The organism is Oceanobacter sp. 1_MG-2023 (assembly GCF_030689025.1).
Lineage (GTDB): Bacteria > Pseudomonadota > Gammaproteobacteria > Pseudomonadales > Oceanobacteraceae > Oceanobacter.
In genome coordinates this window covers 32,326-50,011 of sequence record NZ_JAUYWA010000003.1, presented here as the reverse complement: position 1 = coordinate 50,011, position 17,686 = coordinate 32,326, and the positions used below count along the sequence as shown (strand labels likewise).

Below are 17,686 nucleotides of genomic sequence, written 5' to 3'. Positions count from 1 at the left end.
CCAACGCAAGCAAATCAACAGTTCGTCGTTGGGTGAATCAAGGGCTAGTTAAAATCGTATCTGGTCACATAATAGTATTGTAATGGAGTAGATCATGGATGAATCAATCATAGAATTTGCAGCCAAAAACGCCCAATTCCGGAAGAGCCGAGCGGCTATCAAGCACGCCGAGGATATTAGCGGCGTTGCCTTAGTCGTCGCGGGTATAGCCCAGGAGGCTGAATACCTGTCTCCTGCCTCGCTGGTTTTTCTAAAGCTGGCTGCTCATGCTGTAAAAACAAACCCGAGTAGTGTCGAGTTTGTTGATTTCTGGGCAGGTAAATCACGCGATGTTGAAAACAGCGTTGATATTAACGAATCAAGATTTTTAAGGTTCGCGTACTCAGAAACATGGGATGATCTAATTGAGCATGGGTTGACAGGGGTTAGGCTCCACAGCAACCACGAGTTAAATCTAAAATCCCTGTATCACGTAATCCAGACATTTGAAAATGATCAGATCAAGCGGGATAACGGGTTACCTGTGTTTGCTAACGAATCGTTTAAAGTGAATTTGTCATCCAGGTTTTATGCTGCAAAACAAGAGCACAAAAAAACGTCTTGACAACCACTAAGCAGGATAGGCATGGAAAATAATCCAGAACCGAAAAAAGAGGCCAGAGGCGCAAAGCCTGGCAACCGCAACGCCGCCAAATCGGGCGGCCTCGATACCGGGTTTAGCGGTCGCTGCCATAGCCGCGACAAATCGCAGTGGGTGAAGGCCGCGCAGGCCAAACAAATGAAGTTGAACGCATGGATGATCGAGGCCTGCAATCGCGTGGCATCAGAAGAAAAAGGCTCGGTGGTAAAAAATGGAAAAAATGGAATAGCAGAGCCGGATTTGCCGATTATTTCAAAAACGTAACAGGAGCCGATCTCAGGGGTTTATGTTATTTTGCGGTGTACTTTCACGGGTTTTGCGTTAGACACCGTTTAACTACCGTTTAACGGCGGCCGTAGCGGTTAATTTCGGGATTGTTCCGGTTGAAATCCCACAAAAAGAATCAAGCCGCCAAAAACTCTCAAACCCACGTTAAACCTCTCCCTCTGATTCCGGGGCCATCATGGCCCCATGAATACTCAAACTTCCCCAGTCAAAACCGCCCTGTGCCAGGCCACCGAAACCGAGCTGAAAACCGCTTTGTGTTTCGAGCTGCCTGCGGATGGCTCCGTCCCCGAATGGGTCAAACTGATTCCGGCTGGCCAGTTTCAGGGATTTGATCAGCGTGCGTGGGTGAACGACAGACCCGATCAAGTGCTGGCCGTCAGTCTGGATGGCCGCAAGATGCCGCTCGACTGGGAGCACAGCACCCAGCTTAAAGCCCCGAATGGCGAACCGGCACCGGCGGCTGCCTGGTTCGATCAGCTTGAAGCGCGCAATGGCGAGATCTGGGGCCATCTTGACTGGAATGAGGCGGGCCGTTCTGCGGTTGCCTCTGGCGAGTACAAATACCTGTCCCCCGTTTTTGATCACACCGTCGATACCAATCAGGTGATCCGGTTTGTTTCTGCTGGCCTCACCAACCGCCCGAACCTGATGCTGACCGCGCTCAACTCCCAACACGCTCACCACACCACCGAACACAACCCCCTGGAGACCGCTATGGATTTCGCTGAATTCCTCACTGCGCTGGCTGCTGCCTGGCAATTGCCAGCCGACACCAATGCCGCCGCCGCGCTGAACCACGCCAAACAGCTGAACACCGACCTGGCCACCGCCCGCAACGCTCAACAAAACCAGCAACAGCCCTCACTGGCTCAGTACGTACCGCGTGCGGACTACGACCAGTTGCTGGCCCGTGCCACCAATGCCGAACAGAAGCTGGCCGACAACGCCCAGGCCGAACGTGATCAGGCCATTCAGGCCGAAGTCAACGACGCCATCGAGGCGGGCAAGATCGCACCGGCTAGCAAGGAGTTTTATGTGCGTGCCTGCAATCGCGAGGGCGGCCTGGAGGAGTTTCGCCAGTTTGTCGATACCGCTCCCGTGATCGCGGGTGCATCCGGTCTGGATGGCAAAAAGCCAGCCGATACCGGCACTGCCATGAATGCCGAAGAAAATCTGATCGCCGAGCTGTTCGGCAATAGTCTCGACGATCTGAAAAAGTACGGCGCGTAATCGCTACTAACCCCATTTGCTACTGAGGAAACCCGACATGGCACTGACTAAAGATCGCAACACCCCCATGCAAGACGCCGAAATCATCTCTGTACCGGTTGCCGCAGGGGTTGAATGTTTTGCCGGTGGTCTGGCCGCCGCCACGGCTACCGGTTACGCCACCCCCGGTGAAACGGCGACCACGCTGACTTATCTCGGCCGCTTTGAAGAACACGTTGATAACAGCAGCGGCAGCGCGGGTGATGTCTCTGTCGTGATTCGGCGCGGCAAGGCATTCAAGTGGAAGAACTCCGCCACAGATGCTGTCACCCAGGCCAGCTTGGGGCAGGCATGTTACATCGTCGATGACGAAACTGTGGCCAAAACCAATGGCACCACCACCCGATCGGCGGCGGGTATTGTCGTCGCGATTGAATCCGACGGCGTGTGGGTCGAGTAATCGGCCTGCATCAAACCGCGTTTAACCCGATTTAAAGGAGCATTCACATGCTGGTTAACAAGCAAACTCTCGGCACCATTTTTACCAACATCAAAACGACGTTTAACAAGGCGTTTGATGCAACCCCAACGGTATGGCCCAAAATTGCCATGCTGATGCCATCCACCACCAGCCAGAACGACTACGCGTGGTTGAGCAATTTCCCGAAGATGCGCCGCTGGATTGGTGACAAGCACATCAAATCGCTGGCCGCGCATAAGTACACGTTGGTCAACGATCCGTACGAGGCCACGATCGGTGTGCATAAGCATCAGATTGCTGATGACAACATCGGTTTTATCGGCCCCCAGGCCCAGGGCGCTGGCTATTCCGCGAAGCAGTGGCCGGATGAGCTAGTGATCGACGCGGTTAATCAGGGCACCAGCCAGGTTTGCCACGACGGCCAGTATTTTTTTGACACTGATCACGAAGTGGGTACGGCATCGGTCTCTAACAAGTTCACCCTGCCGCTGGATATCAGCACGCTGGCGGCTGCAAAGGCGAGTTATGGCGCTGTCCGAACAGAGATGAAGCTGTACAAGGACGAAGAAGGCCGACCACTGAACATTACTCCTAATGTGTTGCTGGTTGGCCCTGGCCTGGAAGACGATGCACGCTCACTCATGACCAATGACCGCCTGGAAGATGGCAAGCCCAACCCCTACAAGGGCACGGCTGAAGTGGTGGTTGATGCACGTATCAGCTCCGATTCCGCCTGGTACTTGTTGGACACCACCAAGCCGGTCAAGCCGTTCATTTTCCAGCAGCGTGAAAAGCCGATGATGATGTCTCTGACGGATATCACCAGCGACCACGTATTTAGCCTGGGCGAGTACCTGTTCGGTTGTGAAGCACGCGGTGCAGCGGGCTACGGTTTCTGGCAGTTGGCTGCGAAAGGCAACTGATCTGACTGACTGCCCGGCATCCGCCGGGTGATCCTCAAGCATCTATCTAACTGGAGAATCCTATGGCCACTGCCACAGCTAAAACACCCGCCAAAACACCGGTCAAAGCCACTGATGTTCAGGCGCTGATGATCAGCACCACCAAGACCGTTAAGTCATTCCGCCGTGCTGGTCTGAGCTTTACCCAAACACCGACGCTGGTGCCACTGACAGACCTGGCAGAAGACCAGATCAAGGCTCTGAAAGCCGAACCCATGCTGATCGTGCATGAAGTCACCGAGCTGGATGACGACGCAAAAGCCGCGATCCAGTCCGGGGCCGGTGAGTAAACCGCTATGACGGTCTACGCCACACAGTCCGACATCAGCGCCCGCTACTCGCAAGATCAGCTGCTGCTGTTGACGGATCGGGACCAGGACGACAGCCCGGATACGGATGTGGTTGAGCAGGCATTGCAGGATGCCACAGCAGAGATCGACACCTATTTAGCCGCCAAGTATCAGCTGCCGCTGCCGCAGGTGCCCGCCGTACTGACCCGGTTGTGCGTCGATATCGCGGTGTATCGACTGGCAGCCGATGCCGATATGGCGACTGACGAACGCCGCCAACGCTATGACGATGCCGTCAGTTTGCTCAAACGTTTGGCTACCGGGGCGGCTTCACTGGGCCTTGAACAACCCCCGGTCAGCAGTAACGGCGCGGTGTTTATTGCTGGCCATGCACGCAAATTTAAACGGGGGCGATTGTTGTGAGCCTGGATCTGGAGTTTTCCACTGTTGAGCTACAGCGCCTGAGCGCCCGTTTGATTGGTCTGGCAAAACTCAACGATCGGGATCATGCCGATCTGCTCGAAGGCGTTGGCGGTCTGGTTGAGGGCCACGCCAAAAACCGCATTCGTAACGAGAAAACTGCGCCGGATGGTACGCCCTGGCAAGCGTGGAGCGACAACTACCGCGCCACCCGGCACGGTGGTAATAGCCTGCTGATGGGCGAAGGCCACCTGGATGACTCCATCCAGTACATCGTTGATAGCGACGAAGTAGCCGTTGGTAGCAACCTGATTTACGCCGCGATACATCAGTTGGGAGGCACCCCGGATATGGCACCCGGCCCGGCCGCTATTTCGGCGCGGGCGTATCTTGGCCTGAGTGTTGAAAATGAGCACGACATCGATGGTTTGATCGAAGACTTTTTACGTGACCAGATACAGGAGCTGTCTCGATGACAACACTGGCCGATATTCAAGCCGCCATGGTGGCCACGATTAAAGACAAGCTGCCCAAGCTGAAAACCTGCGAAGTCCATGAAGGCCGCTTCGACGCCAACGAACTGAAGCGGGTCGCGGGTCGTTGCCCGGCTGTGTATATCGCTTGCTTAGGGGTTGGTCAGCCCATCAACGAAGGCAGCACGTTCGCGCCGCTGCGCTGGGGTGCCTTTGTCGTCACCAAAGACGCGCCCCGATCTGATCGTAACAGCCAGGCGCTGAACCTGGTGCAAGCCGTTAACGTGATTTTAGCGGCGCAGGCATGGGGGCTGGACGAAACCCGCTCCGAGCCAGAGCGCGTGACCAGTCAAAACCTGTTCAGCACCAGTACCAGTGCTCAGGGCGTATCCATGTGGGCGGTGACCTGGACACAGGAATTCCAGCTCGATAGCGGGCTGGACTGGGACAGTCTGAACGACTTTTTAAGCGCCGCTGGTGACTCTACTACGACCGATGGCGCAGCAATTACCACACAACAAACATTGCCAGGAGCAACCTCATGAGCCGACTCAACGTAAAACCCGCACCTGGTAAACAGGTGCGCACTGAAACCGGTGCCGTTATCGCTACGGGGGGCCAGCAAGTACAAGATAACTCGTACTACCGCCGTCGCATTAAAGACGGTGATCTGGTGCTGGTTAAATCCAAATCCAAAACAGGAGCCAGTAAATGAGCATCTCATTTGACGATATCCCATCCAGCCTGCGCACGCCCGGCGCGCATATTGAGTTCAACAACGAGCTTGCCGGTAGTGCCAACGTATTGCATAAAATGGTCGTGATCGGTCAGCGCCTGAGTACCGGTATTCAGCCAGAAGGTGTGCCCATTCGTGTGACTGATCCGAGCCGGGGAAAAACCCTGTTTGGCCAGGGAGGTATGATCGCCAATATGATCGCCGCTGTACTGGATGCCAATACTGAGACGGAACTCTGGGCCATCGCACTGGATGATCTGGCAGCAGGTAACGCGGCAACGGGATCGATTGCTGTGACAACCGCTGCGACAGAAGCGGGCACGTTATACATCTATATAGGTGGTGTGCGGGTGGCGGTGGGTATTGCCGACGGTGACGACACCGACACGATTGCATCCAGTATTTCTGCTGCGATCAACAGTAATGCCGATCTGCCCGTCACGGCCAGCGTCAGTACCAGCACAGTGACGCTCACAGCCCGACACAAGGGTGAGTACATGAATGGTCTGGATGTTCGTTCCTCATATTATGAGGAGCGCGAGCCTGATGGTCTGGCCATTACCTACACCAGTCTGTCGGGCGGCAGCGGCAACCCGGACATTGGCCCGGCACTGGATGCCATGGGCGACGAATGGTTTAACTGGCTGTGTAACCCATACAACGACACCGCCAATGTTCAGGCTCTGGAAACCGAACTTGATTCCCGTTTTGGCCCCATGCGCCAGATTGGCTGCCGCGCCTTTGGTGCGCTGGCGGGCACACTGGCGACTATGGGCACTTGGGGCAGTAGCCGCAACAATCCGCATCTGTCTGTGCTGGGCACAGGCACCAGCCCGACGCCGACTTATATAGCCGCTGCGATCAACATGGCCGTGGCTGCCAAGTCACTCAGCAACGATCCGGCCCGCCCGCTGCAAACGCTGGAATTGCCGGGTGTTAAAGCCCCACGCCGTGAAGAGCTGCTGACTCGACAAGAACGCAACTTGCTGCTGTACGACGGCATCAGCACATTTACCGTGGCGCGGGATGGAACAGTGCAGATCGAGCGTCAGATCACGACCTACCAGTTCAACTCTGCGGGGCTGGCCGATGCCAGTTACCTGGACATCTGCACCCCGGAAACTCTGGAGCGATTCCGCTACGAGCAACGGGCGATGATTGCGCAGAAATACCCGCGCCACAAACTGGCCGACGACGGCACCAGCTACGGCGCAGGCCAAGCCATCGTCACACCCAAGATTATTAAAGGCGAACTGCTGGCTCTTTATAAGGACATGGAAACCGCTGGCTGGGTTGAAGATTACGACACCTACGCTGAGCAGTTGATCGTTGAGCGCGACAGCGAGGACCCGAACCGCGTCAACTGGCGCGACACTCCGAACCTGGTCAACCAGGCCCGCGTGTTCGCTGGTAAAACCCAATTTATCGTTAAGTAATCGATCAGGTAAGGAGCCGATATGGCCAAGGTAGCGAAAAAAGTCATCATTGATCTGCCGGATCTGGGGCGGGTAGACAGCATCAACAACAGCGGGTCATTTCAGCCCGGTGGCACCAAGCGCAATCCTGTCACAACGGACACTGGCGCGGTGCATTACGACGAAGAAACCCTGCCCAGCAAGGTTTCGTTCAAGTTGCCAAACCTGCCAGGGTATCTGGAGGGCGTGCGAGATCTTGCGGGCATCAACGTCAACGTGCAAGACGACAACGGCCAGGCATGGATCATGACCGGTGCCTTTACTGTGCAGCCCAGCGAGCTGCAAAACGGTGAAATCTCAGTCGAGCTGCAAGGCTCGCCTGCTGAATCTATTTAAGGAGCCATGATGGCAAACCAGACAGGTACATTAAAAGACGGTCTGCTGTTCAAGCAGAACCCACAATTCGACTTTGAAATGCGGCCAATTATGACCACGGGCGAGCTGTTCGATGCCGAGATTGAGGCTGAAGGGGTTGAGAATCAACTGACGTTTAACGGCGCGTTAATGGCTCGTCAGCTGGTGCGGGTGGGCGAATGCCCTGGGCCGTTCAGTCTGGCGCAAATTCGCGCGCTCAGTCCGCGAGACTGGCAAATCTTGCGGGCGGCACAGGCAACACTCAATTCGGTGACTGATGACCCAAACGAACCGAGCGACAGCGAAAACACCGAGACGCTGTCGCGCTAATTGCCCTCAAGTTCCATTGGAGCCGGACAGAAATCCGCGCTCTCCCGCCCGCAGAATTTGCCTACTATGTGGAGTTACTGACCCGTGGCCGACCTGACGACTAGCATTGTACTGAGCCTACGCAACTCGCAGTTTACTGCGGGCCTGCGCTCGTCTGCGCGTCAGGTAGATCAGTTTACTACTCGCAGTAGTAGCCAGATCCGTGGCCTACGTCGCGATTTCCAGTCGCTGACGGGGCAAGGGTTTGGTCAGCTGCGTAGCGAGCTGATCGGGCTGGCGGGTGGTTTCGCGTTGGTGTCTGCGGCGCGTGAGTCTGCGCGGCTGGATAAGTCGCTGACAGAGATTGGGCTGAGTGCCGGGGCATCATCGGATCAGATCCGTGGCCTGCGCAGTGAGCTGTTTGAGCTGCAAAAAAACACCGGCATTGTCGTCGCTGACAGTCAGGCGTCCTCTGGGTCGTTGCTCGCCAGCGGATTGGGGTGGAATGAGGCACGAGGAGCCACCGAGGCCATTGCGCCTGCGAGTACCGTCACCGGTGCCGCCCCTGCCGTTTTGGCGGGTGCTCTATCTGTCAGCTCCGAAGTGTTTGATTTTGATCTCGCCGATGTTGAAGTGGCTACCAGTGTGCTGGACAAGATGACCATGGCGGGCCGAACGGGTAATGCCGAGTTGGAAAATCTGGCCAGTATCTTTGCCCGTGTGGGCGGCAATGCAAAACGCGCAGGAATGGACTTTGATCAGTCGCTGGGATTTATTGAGCAATTGTCACTCATCGAACGGCAACCCGAACGACTGGCCACGCTCGTTGATTCGACGTTACGGATATTTACAAACGCAAAATATCAGCAGGCAGTCGAAGATAATTTGGGCATCCAGTTTTACGATGCAGCGGGTGCTCGTCGAGATTCATTTGACGTTATTGACGACATATCAAAAGAATATCAGTTACAAAAAACGGATCGGCAGCGTGATGCTCTGGTAGCCGACGCTTTTGGTTATGCCGATCTGGATACCCAACGCGGTATTCAGGCGTTATTGCAATCTGGAAAAATAGATGAGGCGAGAGAGAAAACCAGCAGAATATTAGCGGCAAACGGCACGATTGCCCGCGAACTGGATCGGGCAATGAATAATGCGGTTATCCAGGGCCAGCGACTGAGCGGGGTTTTGCGCGAAAGTGTCGACGGTTTTATGTCAGCGATTAATACCGGATTTGTGGAGATAACCAAATTCCTGCTGGATGATAAAAAAGCCGGCGGTTTGGCGCTGGATGGTGATGATATTCTGGGTGGTGGTGTTGCATTATTAGCAGGTGGTGTTGCGGCCTATAAATACGGCGGCCCGGCGATGAAAAATTTACTGGGCAATGCGGGTAATCTGGCGGGTGGCGTGGCCGTTGGTGCAGCGCTGGAGGCCACTGTTGGTGTTACACCGGTTTATGTGGTGAATATGCCCAATGGCATCAGCCCTATTGGCAGTGTCGGCGGTCGAGGTGGCTTGCCCGGCGGTGCGGGTGCTCCACGATCCGGGCCGCGCGTTGGCCGGTCTGGTGCACCGGGGTTGCCACGTCCTGCCATGGGGACACCACCCGGTTTGCCCGCAGGCACTCCGGCCACCGGTATGCTCAGCATGTTGGGCTGGGGTGCCGCAGCGGGTGCTGCGGGTTATGGAGTTGGCACGTTGATCAATGATTATTTGATTGATGGCACGGAGGTGGGAGACTCCATCGGTCGTGCGGTGGCCAACGTGCTGGCGGCGGTAGGCAATGATACCGCACAGGCGGCTATTCTGAGCGAGCGTGCCGACAATACACCGCGCTCTCGCAGCCGATCTGAGCAACGAGCAGAAGCGCGGCTGAGGGTCGAAGTCTCGGATGATCGTACGCGTGTCACTCGTGTTGACGGATTGGGTATGGACGTTGACGTTTCCGGCATCTCGATGGTGATGCCATGACATGGCGCGACCGATTGCAAGTCGGCTCATTCCGGGGCGTTGAATTTCTGACCGACTCCGCTCAAGGCAACGGCGGCCGCAATGTCGCGGTGCATGAGTTCCCACTGCAAGAGCAGCACTACTCTGAAGACCTGGGTAAGTCTGCTGGTTCTCAACGTCTGACCGTTTACCTGGTGGGCACAGATTACGATCTGGCGCGTGATCAACTGATTAAAGCGCTGGATCAGCAAGGCCCTGGCAAGCTGACGCATCCCTATCGCGGCTCGCAACTCATCCAGGTACAGGACTATGAGTGGACAATCAGCAGTCGGCGTGGTGGGTTCTGTCAGTTTACGATTCGCTATGTCACTGCTGGCAAACGCCAGGCACCGGCCACGGTATCCACAGGATCGGCGCTGGTAGCGGCTGCAACAGCGGCCCAGGCACAAACGGAAACTGCATTTTCAGACACGTTTGATTGTGCTGGGCAGCCTGCGTTTGTGGTGGAGTCCAGCACCTCGTTTTTGGAATCCGCATTTGATTCGCTCAATGCGATCAACGGTTCCATCGCGGCTGAACTCAATCAAATCGAAGACATTGCAAACGATATCGGCAGTCTGACGTCTGAGGTGACCGACTTGGTATTGCAGCCACTGACTCTGATCAGCAACGTCGGGGCAGTCGTGACGTCTGTTATAGGCGGATTTAACCGCATTTCAAACGCCTTTAATGCCTACAACAATTTGCTAACCGCATTCGGTATTGCTCGCCCGGTTTCACGCACTGCCGCTAACGGTACGGCCACAGAGACTCGTGCTCGCATGGCCGACAACCAGGATGCCATCAGCCGCAGCTTTTCAGCCGTTGCCACCATTGCTCTGGTCGTGCGTATTGCGGACTCTGACGCCTCTGAATTCGACTCACTGGAGCAGGCCCGAGATATCCGGGATGCGTTACTTGATCAACTGGATGAGCAGCTCGACGCCGACGATCTGACCACCGAGCAGTACGACGCCATCAGCAACCTGGCAACCGCACTGCAACGCCATATCACCGCACTGGAACCCGGCTTGTTGAGTGCTCAGTCCATCACGCTGGAAACCTCTCTGCCAGCCCTGGTTGTCGCTCATATGCAGTACGGTGACGCGAGCCGCGTTGATGAGTTGACCGACCGTAACAACATTGAAAACCCGAATTTTGTACCGGCTGGTGAAGTGCTGGAGGTGCTGCTGTGAATGAACTGATTCTGAACATCGATGGCAAGCTATATCGCGGCTGGAAGCGCGTTGCGGTCAGCCGTGGCATCGAACAGGGGCCGCATCAGTTCGAGGTTGAAGCCGCGCCGGATCTGGATGCCGAAGCCGGTATCTTTGCTGTTGAAGACGGCATGGCTGTTGAGGTTTATGTCGATGATGACCTTATCACTACAGGCTATATCGACGACATTGATGTGGTTTACGACGCAAAAACCCACAGCGTAAAGGTACGTGGGCGCAGCAAATTGGGTGATCTGGTGGACTGCTCAACTGCTGGCCAGCAAGTCAAGCCGGGCCAAACACTGGCCAGTATTACCCGCAAATTGTGCGCAGATTTCGGCATTGGGGTGGTGGTTGACAATACCGCTACCGCACCAGCCAATAAGGCCTTTGCCAGTACGGATCTGGCACTGGATGCCGGTCAACCGATCTGGGAATTTCTCGAAGAGTTGGCCCGCGTGCGAGGCGTGATGCTGATGTCAGATGCCGGTGGAAACTTAGTGATCACACGCGCTGGCACGACACAAGCAGCCGTTGCATTGGAGTTGGGTAAAAATATTTTGGCCGCTAAAGGAAGTCGATCGCATCGCAGTTTGTACAGCACGATCAGTGTGACTGGTCAGCAGCCCGCGTATCTTTCCAGCGACACTAGTGCAACCTCTCAATCGGGCGCGACCGAGACCGGTGATGCTGTTCGATATCGGCCAATGGTGCTGTTTTCTGATTCCCCGGCCGATGTTGCCGCCTGTGAAGCTCAAGCGCAACACCGCCGTCGCATCGGCTACGGTCGTAGCCGCCAGGTGATCTACACCGTTCAGGGCTGGCGGCAGTCTGGTACTGGCTCGCTCTGGACGCCGAATGAGATGGTCTCGATCACCGACGCTCGCAACCAGTTCGACAATACACAGCGGCTGATCACAGAGACTCGGGTGATGATGGATAGTCGCTCAGGCCGCACGACGGAGATCACTGTGATGCCGCCGGAGGCATTCGACCTGTTAGCAGCAGATCCTGCCGCTGCTGGTCGAGGCTATATTCTGTCTGGAGATGATGGATGACACGAGATCAACTGATCCGCACTCTGCAGGCATTCACCGCGCCACTGAGCCGCCGTCTGCGTGTGCTGCTGCAGCGCTCGCAAGTGTTGCTGACCAAGTACCAAGGCAAGATCCGACTGTTGCAAGTGCAGGTGCCGGGTGGTCAGGCGCTGTCTGATGTCGAGCATCTGGAGCCGTTCGGCTTTACCAGCCACCCGCCCCAGGGCGCTGAGGCCATCGTGCTCGCGTTCGGTGGCAATGGCTCGCACTCGGTTGGTTTACTGGTTGGGGATCGCCGGTACCGACTCGTAATAGAAGAAGGCGAAGCCGCTCTTTATAACCAGTCCGGCGATTATTTCTGGCTGAAAAAAGATGGGACGGCTGAAGTAAAGAGCAGCACCAAGGTTGTTCTGAATAGTCCAGCCACCGAGATCACCGGCACTCTGAACGTGACAGGAGCAACCACGCTCAGCAGCACACTAAACGTAGCCTCTGCGGCCACGTTGCAAACCACCTTGAGCATTACTGAAACCGTAACTGCTGGAGGCCAAATCACTGCACCAGGTGCAACGTTTGCAGGTGCCATGACCGCCGCCGCTGCCAGTGTGGGCGGTGTCGATTACAGCAGCCACGTCCACAGCTACACCGACGATGGTAATTCGTCGGTTACCGGAGGTGCTCAATGACTGTAACAACTGTGCTGGCCCTGTCCTGGAACGCTGACACCCAGCAAGCCGAGCTGATCGAAGCCGACGACACGCTGGAAACCTGGCTGCGTTCCGCCGTCATCATGAGTCTTTTTACCGATGGCCGCGCTACTGAAGACGAAGAGCCAGAGATAACCGAACGACGCGGCTACTGGGGTGATATTGAGCTGGATGACGACAGCCTGGGCAGCAAGCTCTGGCTGCATCGTCGCAGCAAACTGACAAACGACGTGGCCAACCAGGTTCAAGACGAAGCGCAAACAGCTCTGGACTGGCTGGTTGAAGACAGTCATGTGTCTGAGCTTGCTGTGACCGTGGAGCGTCAGCCACCGGATCGACTCGCCTATCAAATCGACATCACACTGCTGGATGGCGAAACACTGAATATGACACTCGAACAGGGGCAAAGCTGATGGCGTACATCAAAGAGGTCCTGGGCACTATCCGCAGTCGGATCACGGCCGACATCGAGCGCTGGACAGGCAAAGCAGCATCAAAGCGCGGTGATATTTACTACCCAATCAGCCAGGCTATGGCCGGTACCGCGCACGGCTTGCACCGCAAAATTGACCATCTCGAAGCGCAGCTTTTTGATGACACCTGCACCGATACCAACCTGGTGAAGCGTGCCGCTGAAGTGGGCATTTATCGCATTGCTGCCAGCCGTGCATCCGGCACCGTCACGATCCCCGGCAACAACGGCACTGTGTTGCCTGCTGAGTCACTGCTGACCAAAGACGAACTGGTCTATCGCGTCACGGCTGACGCCACCGTATCTGGCGGCACACTGACTGCGCAGATCCGTGCGGTTGAGACCGGAGCAGACGGCAACCAGGACGCTGGTGCAGAACTGAGCCTGACCGAAACCGTCGCCGGTCTGGACACTGTGGCGACGGTTGTTGAGTTATCCGGTGGCTCCGACATAGAGACCATCACTCGACTGAGTGAGCGGCTGGCAGAGCGCCGTCAGAATCCACCCCAGGGTGGCAACGCCACCGACTATATCGCTTGGGCCAAAGCCGCTCACTCAGACGTTACCCGCGCCTGGTGTTACAGCAACGAACTTGGCCCTGGCACCGTTGTTGTGCGGTTTACCACCGACGATCTGGATAGCCCAATTCCAACCCAGGCCCACGTCGACGCTGTAACTGACTACATCGACACCCAGCGGCCAGCGGGTATGCGCGGTTTTAATCTGGGTTCAATTACCGCGGCGGCGATGGATATTACAGTAACGGAACTGGTGCCAGACACCACCGCTGTGCGTGCGGCCGTTGAGGCTGAACTGGATGACATGGTCCGACGTGATGCCGAACCCGGTGGCGCAATTAAACTGAGCCGGATTCGTGAGGCTATCTCGCTCGCGACTGGCGAGACCGATCACACCATCAACCTGACTGCTGATGTTACGTGCAACAGCGACGAGCTGATCGTCCTGGGCACGGTTACATGGCCGAATTAACAGGGTTTAAATAGAGCTTTATGGATTACCCGACGTCCGATACAGAAGCCCGCTTGGCCGATGGAAAATTCAGCGATGGTGACGTGACTGCATCGCCTGTTGTGCCGCCATCAAAAAACAGCGCCACGTATCAGAATATGGTGTTTGACGAGCTAATTGGTGTGATTACAGCCGGTGGTCTGACGCCGTCAGATCAGTCTGTGACCCAGCTGATTACCGCTATCAACAACGTCATTGCCAGTGCGATTGGCACAAACAATGGGGTCTATGTCGATGACTCAATTGATACCCTGGCACAAGCGACGCAGAATGCGCTGGATCTAAAAAGCGATAACGGCCATGGTCATGCAATCGCCGATGTCAGCGGACTGCAAAGCGCGCTAGACACAAAGCTGGACAACCCTGCCACCGGGAAAGATTTTTTGGCGACGTTGGGCTGGTATTCCGGGGAGGTCGCGGACGGTGGCGGTTTTAGTGTCGTGCCCAGTTCGGCTGGTGATGCGACGTGGAGCGCAACGGAAAGCTCGAACGGCGATTTTGTTCTGACGCACAGCCTGGGCCACAGCAATTATGCGGTTGTGGTCAGCCCAATCAATGCACCAAACAACACCATGGCCATCGAGTACACCCGATCGTCAAATTCTGTCGATGTCCATATCGCAGATATTGGTAATAACGACGGTGGGGTTGGTTTCTCATTCGTTCTGATTGATCACGATGTCTGACGTATCCGATTACCAGCAACAGCTGCTCGCACTGCTACCCTCTGGGGCCGCATGGTCTCGTGAATTAGACAGCACGTTAGGCCAGCTCATGGGTGGTATCGCGGACGAGTTCGCACGTATCGACGCCCGCTCAGACGCGATAGCCGCTGAGTCACTGCCGTCTCAAGTCTCAGAGCTGATTGACGAATGGGAAGCGGAATACGGCCTGCCAGACGACAGTACAATCGCCGCCACAACGCTCGCAGACCGCCGCGACGCCGTAATACAAAAGTACCAACAGTACGGCAGTCAGAGTCGTGAGTTTCTCGCGGCGATGGCCGCTGCTTTGGGATTTGAGATCACGATTACCGAGTATTCCGAAACGACCTTCGGCGGCAATTTCGGCGGGTATTTTTATGGCACAGACTGGGCGTTTGTTGTGCAGGTTAACGTCCATACCATCAACGCCAGCAGCGTATCTATCACACGCCTGGAGCGCGTGCTGTGGCGCATGATCCATGCTCACAAAGTGCTGATCAGCAACCGCTCAGAAACCAATTATTTGGCGGTTAATGGCACGCTCATCAACTACGCAGGCGAACCCGTCGCCGTTACGTTCAACTCAACAAATCCTGTGGATGGTTAATATGTCAGCTCTTATCCAGATTTCATTCGGCTCTGACGAGCCAGTGCAGTACACAAAGCCAATTTTCATCACATCCATCCTACTGGTTTCTGGTAAACGCCTGGCGTTTAACGGCCGCACGGTTTCATTCGGAGGTCAATAATGGCTGATCAAGAATATTTTGAACTGACGGACTCCAGCTCAGCTCCCCTGCGAGATTATCAATCGGGCGATCGTGCGCTGGTTGTCAATGGCAACGGTGTTGCCATGGTTGACATGGATTCGGCACAAGCTGCGATGGATGCAAAAGTTGAGGAGCTGCGTGGGTGGATTGCCGGGCGTGACACATACACGACTCTGGCACTAGCTACAGCGGCAGGAGTAACAACGTCATCTGTTGAGGTGTTGAATGATCCAGATACTGACAACAACGGGTTGTGGATTTGGGATGATGGGGCGCTGGTTAAATCGACATTGGACTACAGCTACAGCATTGCGCTGCAAGATCAAAAAACGGCAGTGATGGCGGTTGGAGACCTGAGAACGGAGATTGGCCCTGACGAGCTGGAAAGCGGTGGTTTCGGAACCGGTTCCGGCAACACGGTCGTTTCTACGTCGACGACAACTGCGGGCGTGCTGACATTATTTTCTGTTTATATTCACAGTGTCGGCAGCGGCGATTTTAATTTGGAGTTTTTCGCTAAGAATTCATCAACGGTTTATTCGCGTCAATATTCCGTGCCGCTAACTGCGACTCGGACCGGTGTGTGTGAGTTCATCGCCGGTCGTGATTTTGACCCGTTCATGCTGGCCACCGGTTTGTATGTTGGCATTCGTTCCGACGCTGGCGGCGCGTATTGCGCTCTGGTCGCGGGTGGTGTGCATTACAAAATCACTGGTGACCCCGGCGATGATACAGAGGCGACGTTTACGGCGACGGCTCACACTCCGCAATTATCCTGTGCCATTGTTGATCGATCGGTGGATGCCGAACGACGTGAGCGAGTGGAACAGGATAAAACAGCGCTGGCGCTGGAGGCCCAGACCAGACTGACGCAGCCTGCGCACGATTACACGATGAGCGCTGCGACAACATCATACGTTACGTCGTCAAACACAACGACGATAAACGCTCAAGGCACTACAGGCGATGGTGTCGTGCGATCAGTTACTGTCAATGCATCTGCTGTGGGCGAACTACAGCTGCTCATCGCAGAAAAAATCGCGCACCCAGACACGTATAAAGTCATCGCTGCGCTACCTGTTGTTGCAAGTAGCGTCGGCCTCAACACGTTTGTCGCTGGTGTTGATTTCCCTGCCACTGCCATACCGTTTAATGTTCATCTGGGCGTTTTTACACCGACAGGCGGTGCGACACTAATAAAGCGTGCATCAGGCGGTTCGTACTCGGTCAGCGGCGACACCGAGTACGCAGAATTCACCGGATCGGGTGCCGGTTTAGCGATTGACATCTCTGCTAAAATCGACAAAGACATGAACAAACTGGCGTTACCGTGGTTAGGTAAAAACGCCTACATCATTGGTGACAGCATCACATTCGGCGGTACATTTCTGCGCAAACTGATGCAAGACACCGGTCTGGTTCAGAACGGTGTCGACGGTATCGTCGGCCAATTGCTGCAAACGATGGCGGACAGATTGACAGCAGAAACTCTGGCTGATGTAGATCTGGTTTTATGTGGTACAGGGATTAATAACTGGCACCACGGCAACACGGCATCAGGTGCTTGGGGCGACGCAGCAACGGACAACACAATGTACGGAGCCGTTCGCGCTATCGTTGAAAACGTGCATGCCTGCAACCCTGACACGGCAGTGGCGTTTTGGGGGCCTATGCACTCTGGCGCGTACGATACAGGGCCAGAGTATGGCGAGGCCAATGTTAGTGGTATGACAGTCGTCGACTGTCACAAAGCAATGCAAGACGCTGCAATGATGTGGGGCTGTCCATATTTTCCGACGCTGGAAATCATGGGGGTTAATGAGCTAAATTTGACAGATCACATGCCAGACAATTTGCATCCCAATTCTGAGTTCGGTAACCGCATTGGCAGCGCTATGGCGCGCTGGCTTAATCAAATTCCACCGCGTTAAATAGTGTCTAAAAACAAAGCGCCGAACGTCTAAAAACAAGCGGCGTGCTACACAAACGTCGGCGACACCGAGTCGAGATCATCCGGCAGCCCCCGAAGGGCGCGGGTTGCCGCCGTCCAGTGCGGTGTTGACGAATTTGAAAAGGACTCGTCATTTCGCTGCATTCGTCGCCTTGCCCTGAACAACGGCA

At 55.5% G+C, this 17,686-nt stretch carries 22 protein-coding genes; all 22 read left to right on the top strand.

The genetic code is table 11. The annotated features are described in order from the left end of the window. Positions 1-94: 94 nt before the first annotated feature. Entirely contained in the window at positions 95-604 is a 510-nt protein-coding gene (locus tag Q8W22_RS02945; protein WP_305451544.1) for a hypothetical protein, read from the top strand. A gap of 21 nt (positions 605-625) precedes the next feature. Further along, entirely contained in the window at positions 626-904 is a 279-nt protein-coding gene (locus Q8W22_RS02940; protein WP_305451543.1) for a hypothetical protein, read from the top strand. Between the two features lie 207 nt (positions 905-1,111). Further along, on the top strand, positions 1,112-2,158 hold the full coding sequence (locus Q8W22_RS02935; RefSeq protein WP_305451542.1) for a phage protease: 1,047 nt from the start codon (positions 1,112-1,114) through the stop codon (positions 2,156-2,158). 37 nt (positions 2,159-2,195) lie between these two features. Beyond that, entirely contained in the window at positions 2,196-2,597 is a 402-nt protein-coding gene (locus Q8W22_RS02930) for a hypothetical protein (RefSeq protein WP_305451541.1), read from the top strand. Positions 2,598-2,644: 47 nt separating this feature from the next. Then, entirely contained in the window at positions 2,645-3,541 is an 897-nt protein-coding gene (locus Q8W22_RS02925) for a Mu-like prophage major head subunit gpT family protein (RefSeq protein ID WP_305451540.1), read from the top strand. A gap of 62 nt (positions 3,542-3,603) precedes the next feature. Next, positions 3,604-3,870, top strand: coding sequence for an HI1506-related protein (locus tag Q8W22_RS02920; RefSeq protein ID WP_305451539.1), 267 nt, complete (start codon positions 3,604-3,606; stop codon positions 3,868-3,870). Positions 3,871-3,876: 6 nt separating this feature from the next. After that, a complete protein-coding gene (locus Q8W22_RS02915) occupies positions 3,877-4,293 on the top strand; it encodes a gp436 family protein (protein WP_305451538.1) in 417 nt (138 codons plus the stop codon). After that, positions 4,290-4,766 carry a phage virion morphogenesis protein gene (locus Q8W22_RS02910; RefSeq protein WP_305451537.1) on the top strand — a complete coding sequence of 159 codons (477 nt, stop codon included), beginning with the start codon at positions 4,290-4,292 and terminating at the stop codon, positions 4,764-4,766. Before Q8W22_RS02915 ends, Q8W22_RS02910 begins: the two co-directional genes overlap by 4 nt. Further along, positions 4,763-5,308, top strand: coding sequence for a phage protein Gp37 (locus tag Q8W22_RS02905; RefSeq protein WP_305451536.1), 546 nt, complete (start codon positions 4,763-4,765; stop codon positions 5,306-5,308). The genes Q8W22_RS02910 and Q8W22_RS02905 overlap by 4 nt, the downstream gene beginning before the upstream one ends. Next, positions 5,305-5,478 carry a DUF2635 domain-containing protein gene (locus tag Q8W22_RS02900; protein ID WP_305451535.1) on the top strand — a complete coding sequence of 58 codons (174 nt, stop codon included), beginning with the start codon at positions 5,305-5,307 and terminating at the stop codon, positions 5,476-5,478. The genes Q8W22_RS02905 and Q8W22_RS02900 overlap by 4 nt, the downstream gene beginning before the upstream one ends. Next, positions 5,475-6,935, top strand: a complete 1,461-nt coding sequence (locus Q8W22_RS02895) for a phage tail sheath subtilisin-like domain-containing protein (protein WP_305451534.1) — start codon at positions 5,475-5,477, stop codon at positions 6,933-6,935. Before Q8W22_RS02900 ends, Q8W22_RS02895 begins: the two co-directional genes overlap by 4 nt. Before the next feature lie 21 nt (positions 6,936-6,956). After that, entirely contained in the window at positions 6,957-7,310 is a 354-nt protein-coding gene (locus tag Q8W22_RS02890; RefSeq protein ID WP_305451533.1) for a phage tail tube protein, read from the top strand. Between the two features lie 9 nt (positions 7,311-7,319). Beyond that, on the top strand, positions 7,320-7,658 hold the full coding sequence (locus Q8W22_RS02885; RefSeq protein WP_305451532.1) for a hypothetical protein: 339 nt from the start codon (positions 7,320-7,322) through the stop codon (positions 7,656-7,658). An 84-nt stretch (positions 7,659-7,742) separates the two neighbouring features. Next, positions 7,743-9,611 carry a phage tail tape measure protein gene (locus Q8W22_RS02880; protein ID WP_305451531.1) on the top strand — a complete coding sequence of 623 codons (1,869 nt, stop codon included), beginning with the start codon at positions 7,743-7,745 and terminating at the stop codon, positions 9,609-9,611. Next, a complete protein-coding gene (locus Q8W22_RS02875) occupies positions 9,608-10,825 on the top strand; it encodes a DNA circularization protein (RefSeq protein WP_305451530.1) in 1,218 nt (405 codons plus the stop codon). Before Q8W22_RS02880 ends, Q8W22_RS02875 begins: the two co-directional genes overlap by 4 nt. Beyond that, on the top strand, positions 10,822-11,904 hold the full coding sequence (locus tag Q8W22_RS02870; RefSeq protein WP_305451529.1) for a phage baseplate assembly protein: 1,083 nt from the start codon (positions 10,822-10,824) through the stop codon (positions 11,902-11,904). The genes Q8W22_RS02875 and Q8W22_RS02870 overlap by 4 nt, the downstream gene beginning before the upstream one ends. Next, positions 11,901-12,569, top strand: a complete 669-nt coding sequence (locus tag Q8W22_RS02865; protein WP_305451528.1) for a phage baseplate assembly protein — start codon at positions 11,901-11,903, stop codon at positions 12,567-12,569. Before Q8W22_RS02870 ends, Q8W22_RS02865 begins: the two co-directional genes overlap by 4 nt. Continuing rightward, complete coding sequence (locus tag Q8W22_RS02860; RefSeq protein ID WP_305451527.1) at positions 12,566-13,003, top strand: phage GP46 family protein; 438 nt, start codon at positions 12,566-12,568, stop codon at positions 13,001-13,003. The genes Q8W22_RS02865 and Q8W22_RS02860 overlap by 4 nt, the downstream gene beginning before the upstream one ends. Continuing rightward, positions 13,003-14,052: a baseplate J/gp47 family protein gene (locus Q8W22_RS02855; RefSeq protein WP_305451526.1), complete on the top strand. Its 1,050-nt coding sequence runs from the start codon at positions 13,003-13,005 to the stop codon at positions 14,050-14,052. Before Q8W22_RS02860 ends, Q8W22_RS02855 begins: the two co-directional genes overlap by 1 nt. Positions 14,053-14,189: 137 nt before the next feature. After that, positions 14,190-14,777, top strand: coding sequence for a hypothetical protein (locus tag Q8W22_RS02850; RefSeq protein WP_305451525.1), 588 nt, complete (start codon positions 14,190-14,192; stop codon positions 14,775-14,777). Next, positions 14,770-15,402, top strand: coding sequence for a putative phage tail protein (locus Q8W22_RS02845; RefSeq protein ID WP_305451524.1), 633 nt, complete (start codon positions 14,770-14,772; stop codon positions 15,400-15,402). Before Q8W22_RS02850 ends, Q8W22_RS02845 begins: the two co-directional genes overlap by 8 nt. 141 nt (positions 15,403-15,543) lie before the next feature. Beyond that, the gene (locus Q8W22_RS02840; RefSeq protein ID WP_305451523.1) at positions 15,544-17,496 is read left to right on the top strand and encodes an SGNH/GDSL hydrolase family protein; all 1,953 of its coding nucleotides are present in this window, start codon (positions 15,544-15,546) and stop codon (positions 17,494-17,496) included. The last annotated feature ends 190 nt before the right edge of the window (positions 17,497-17,686 follow it).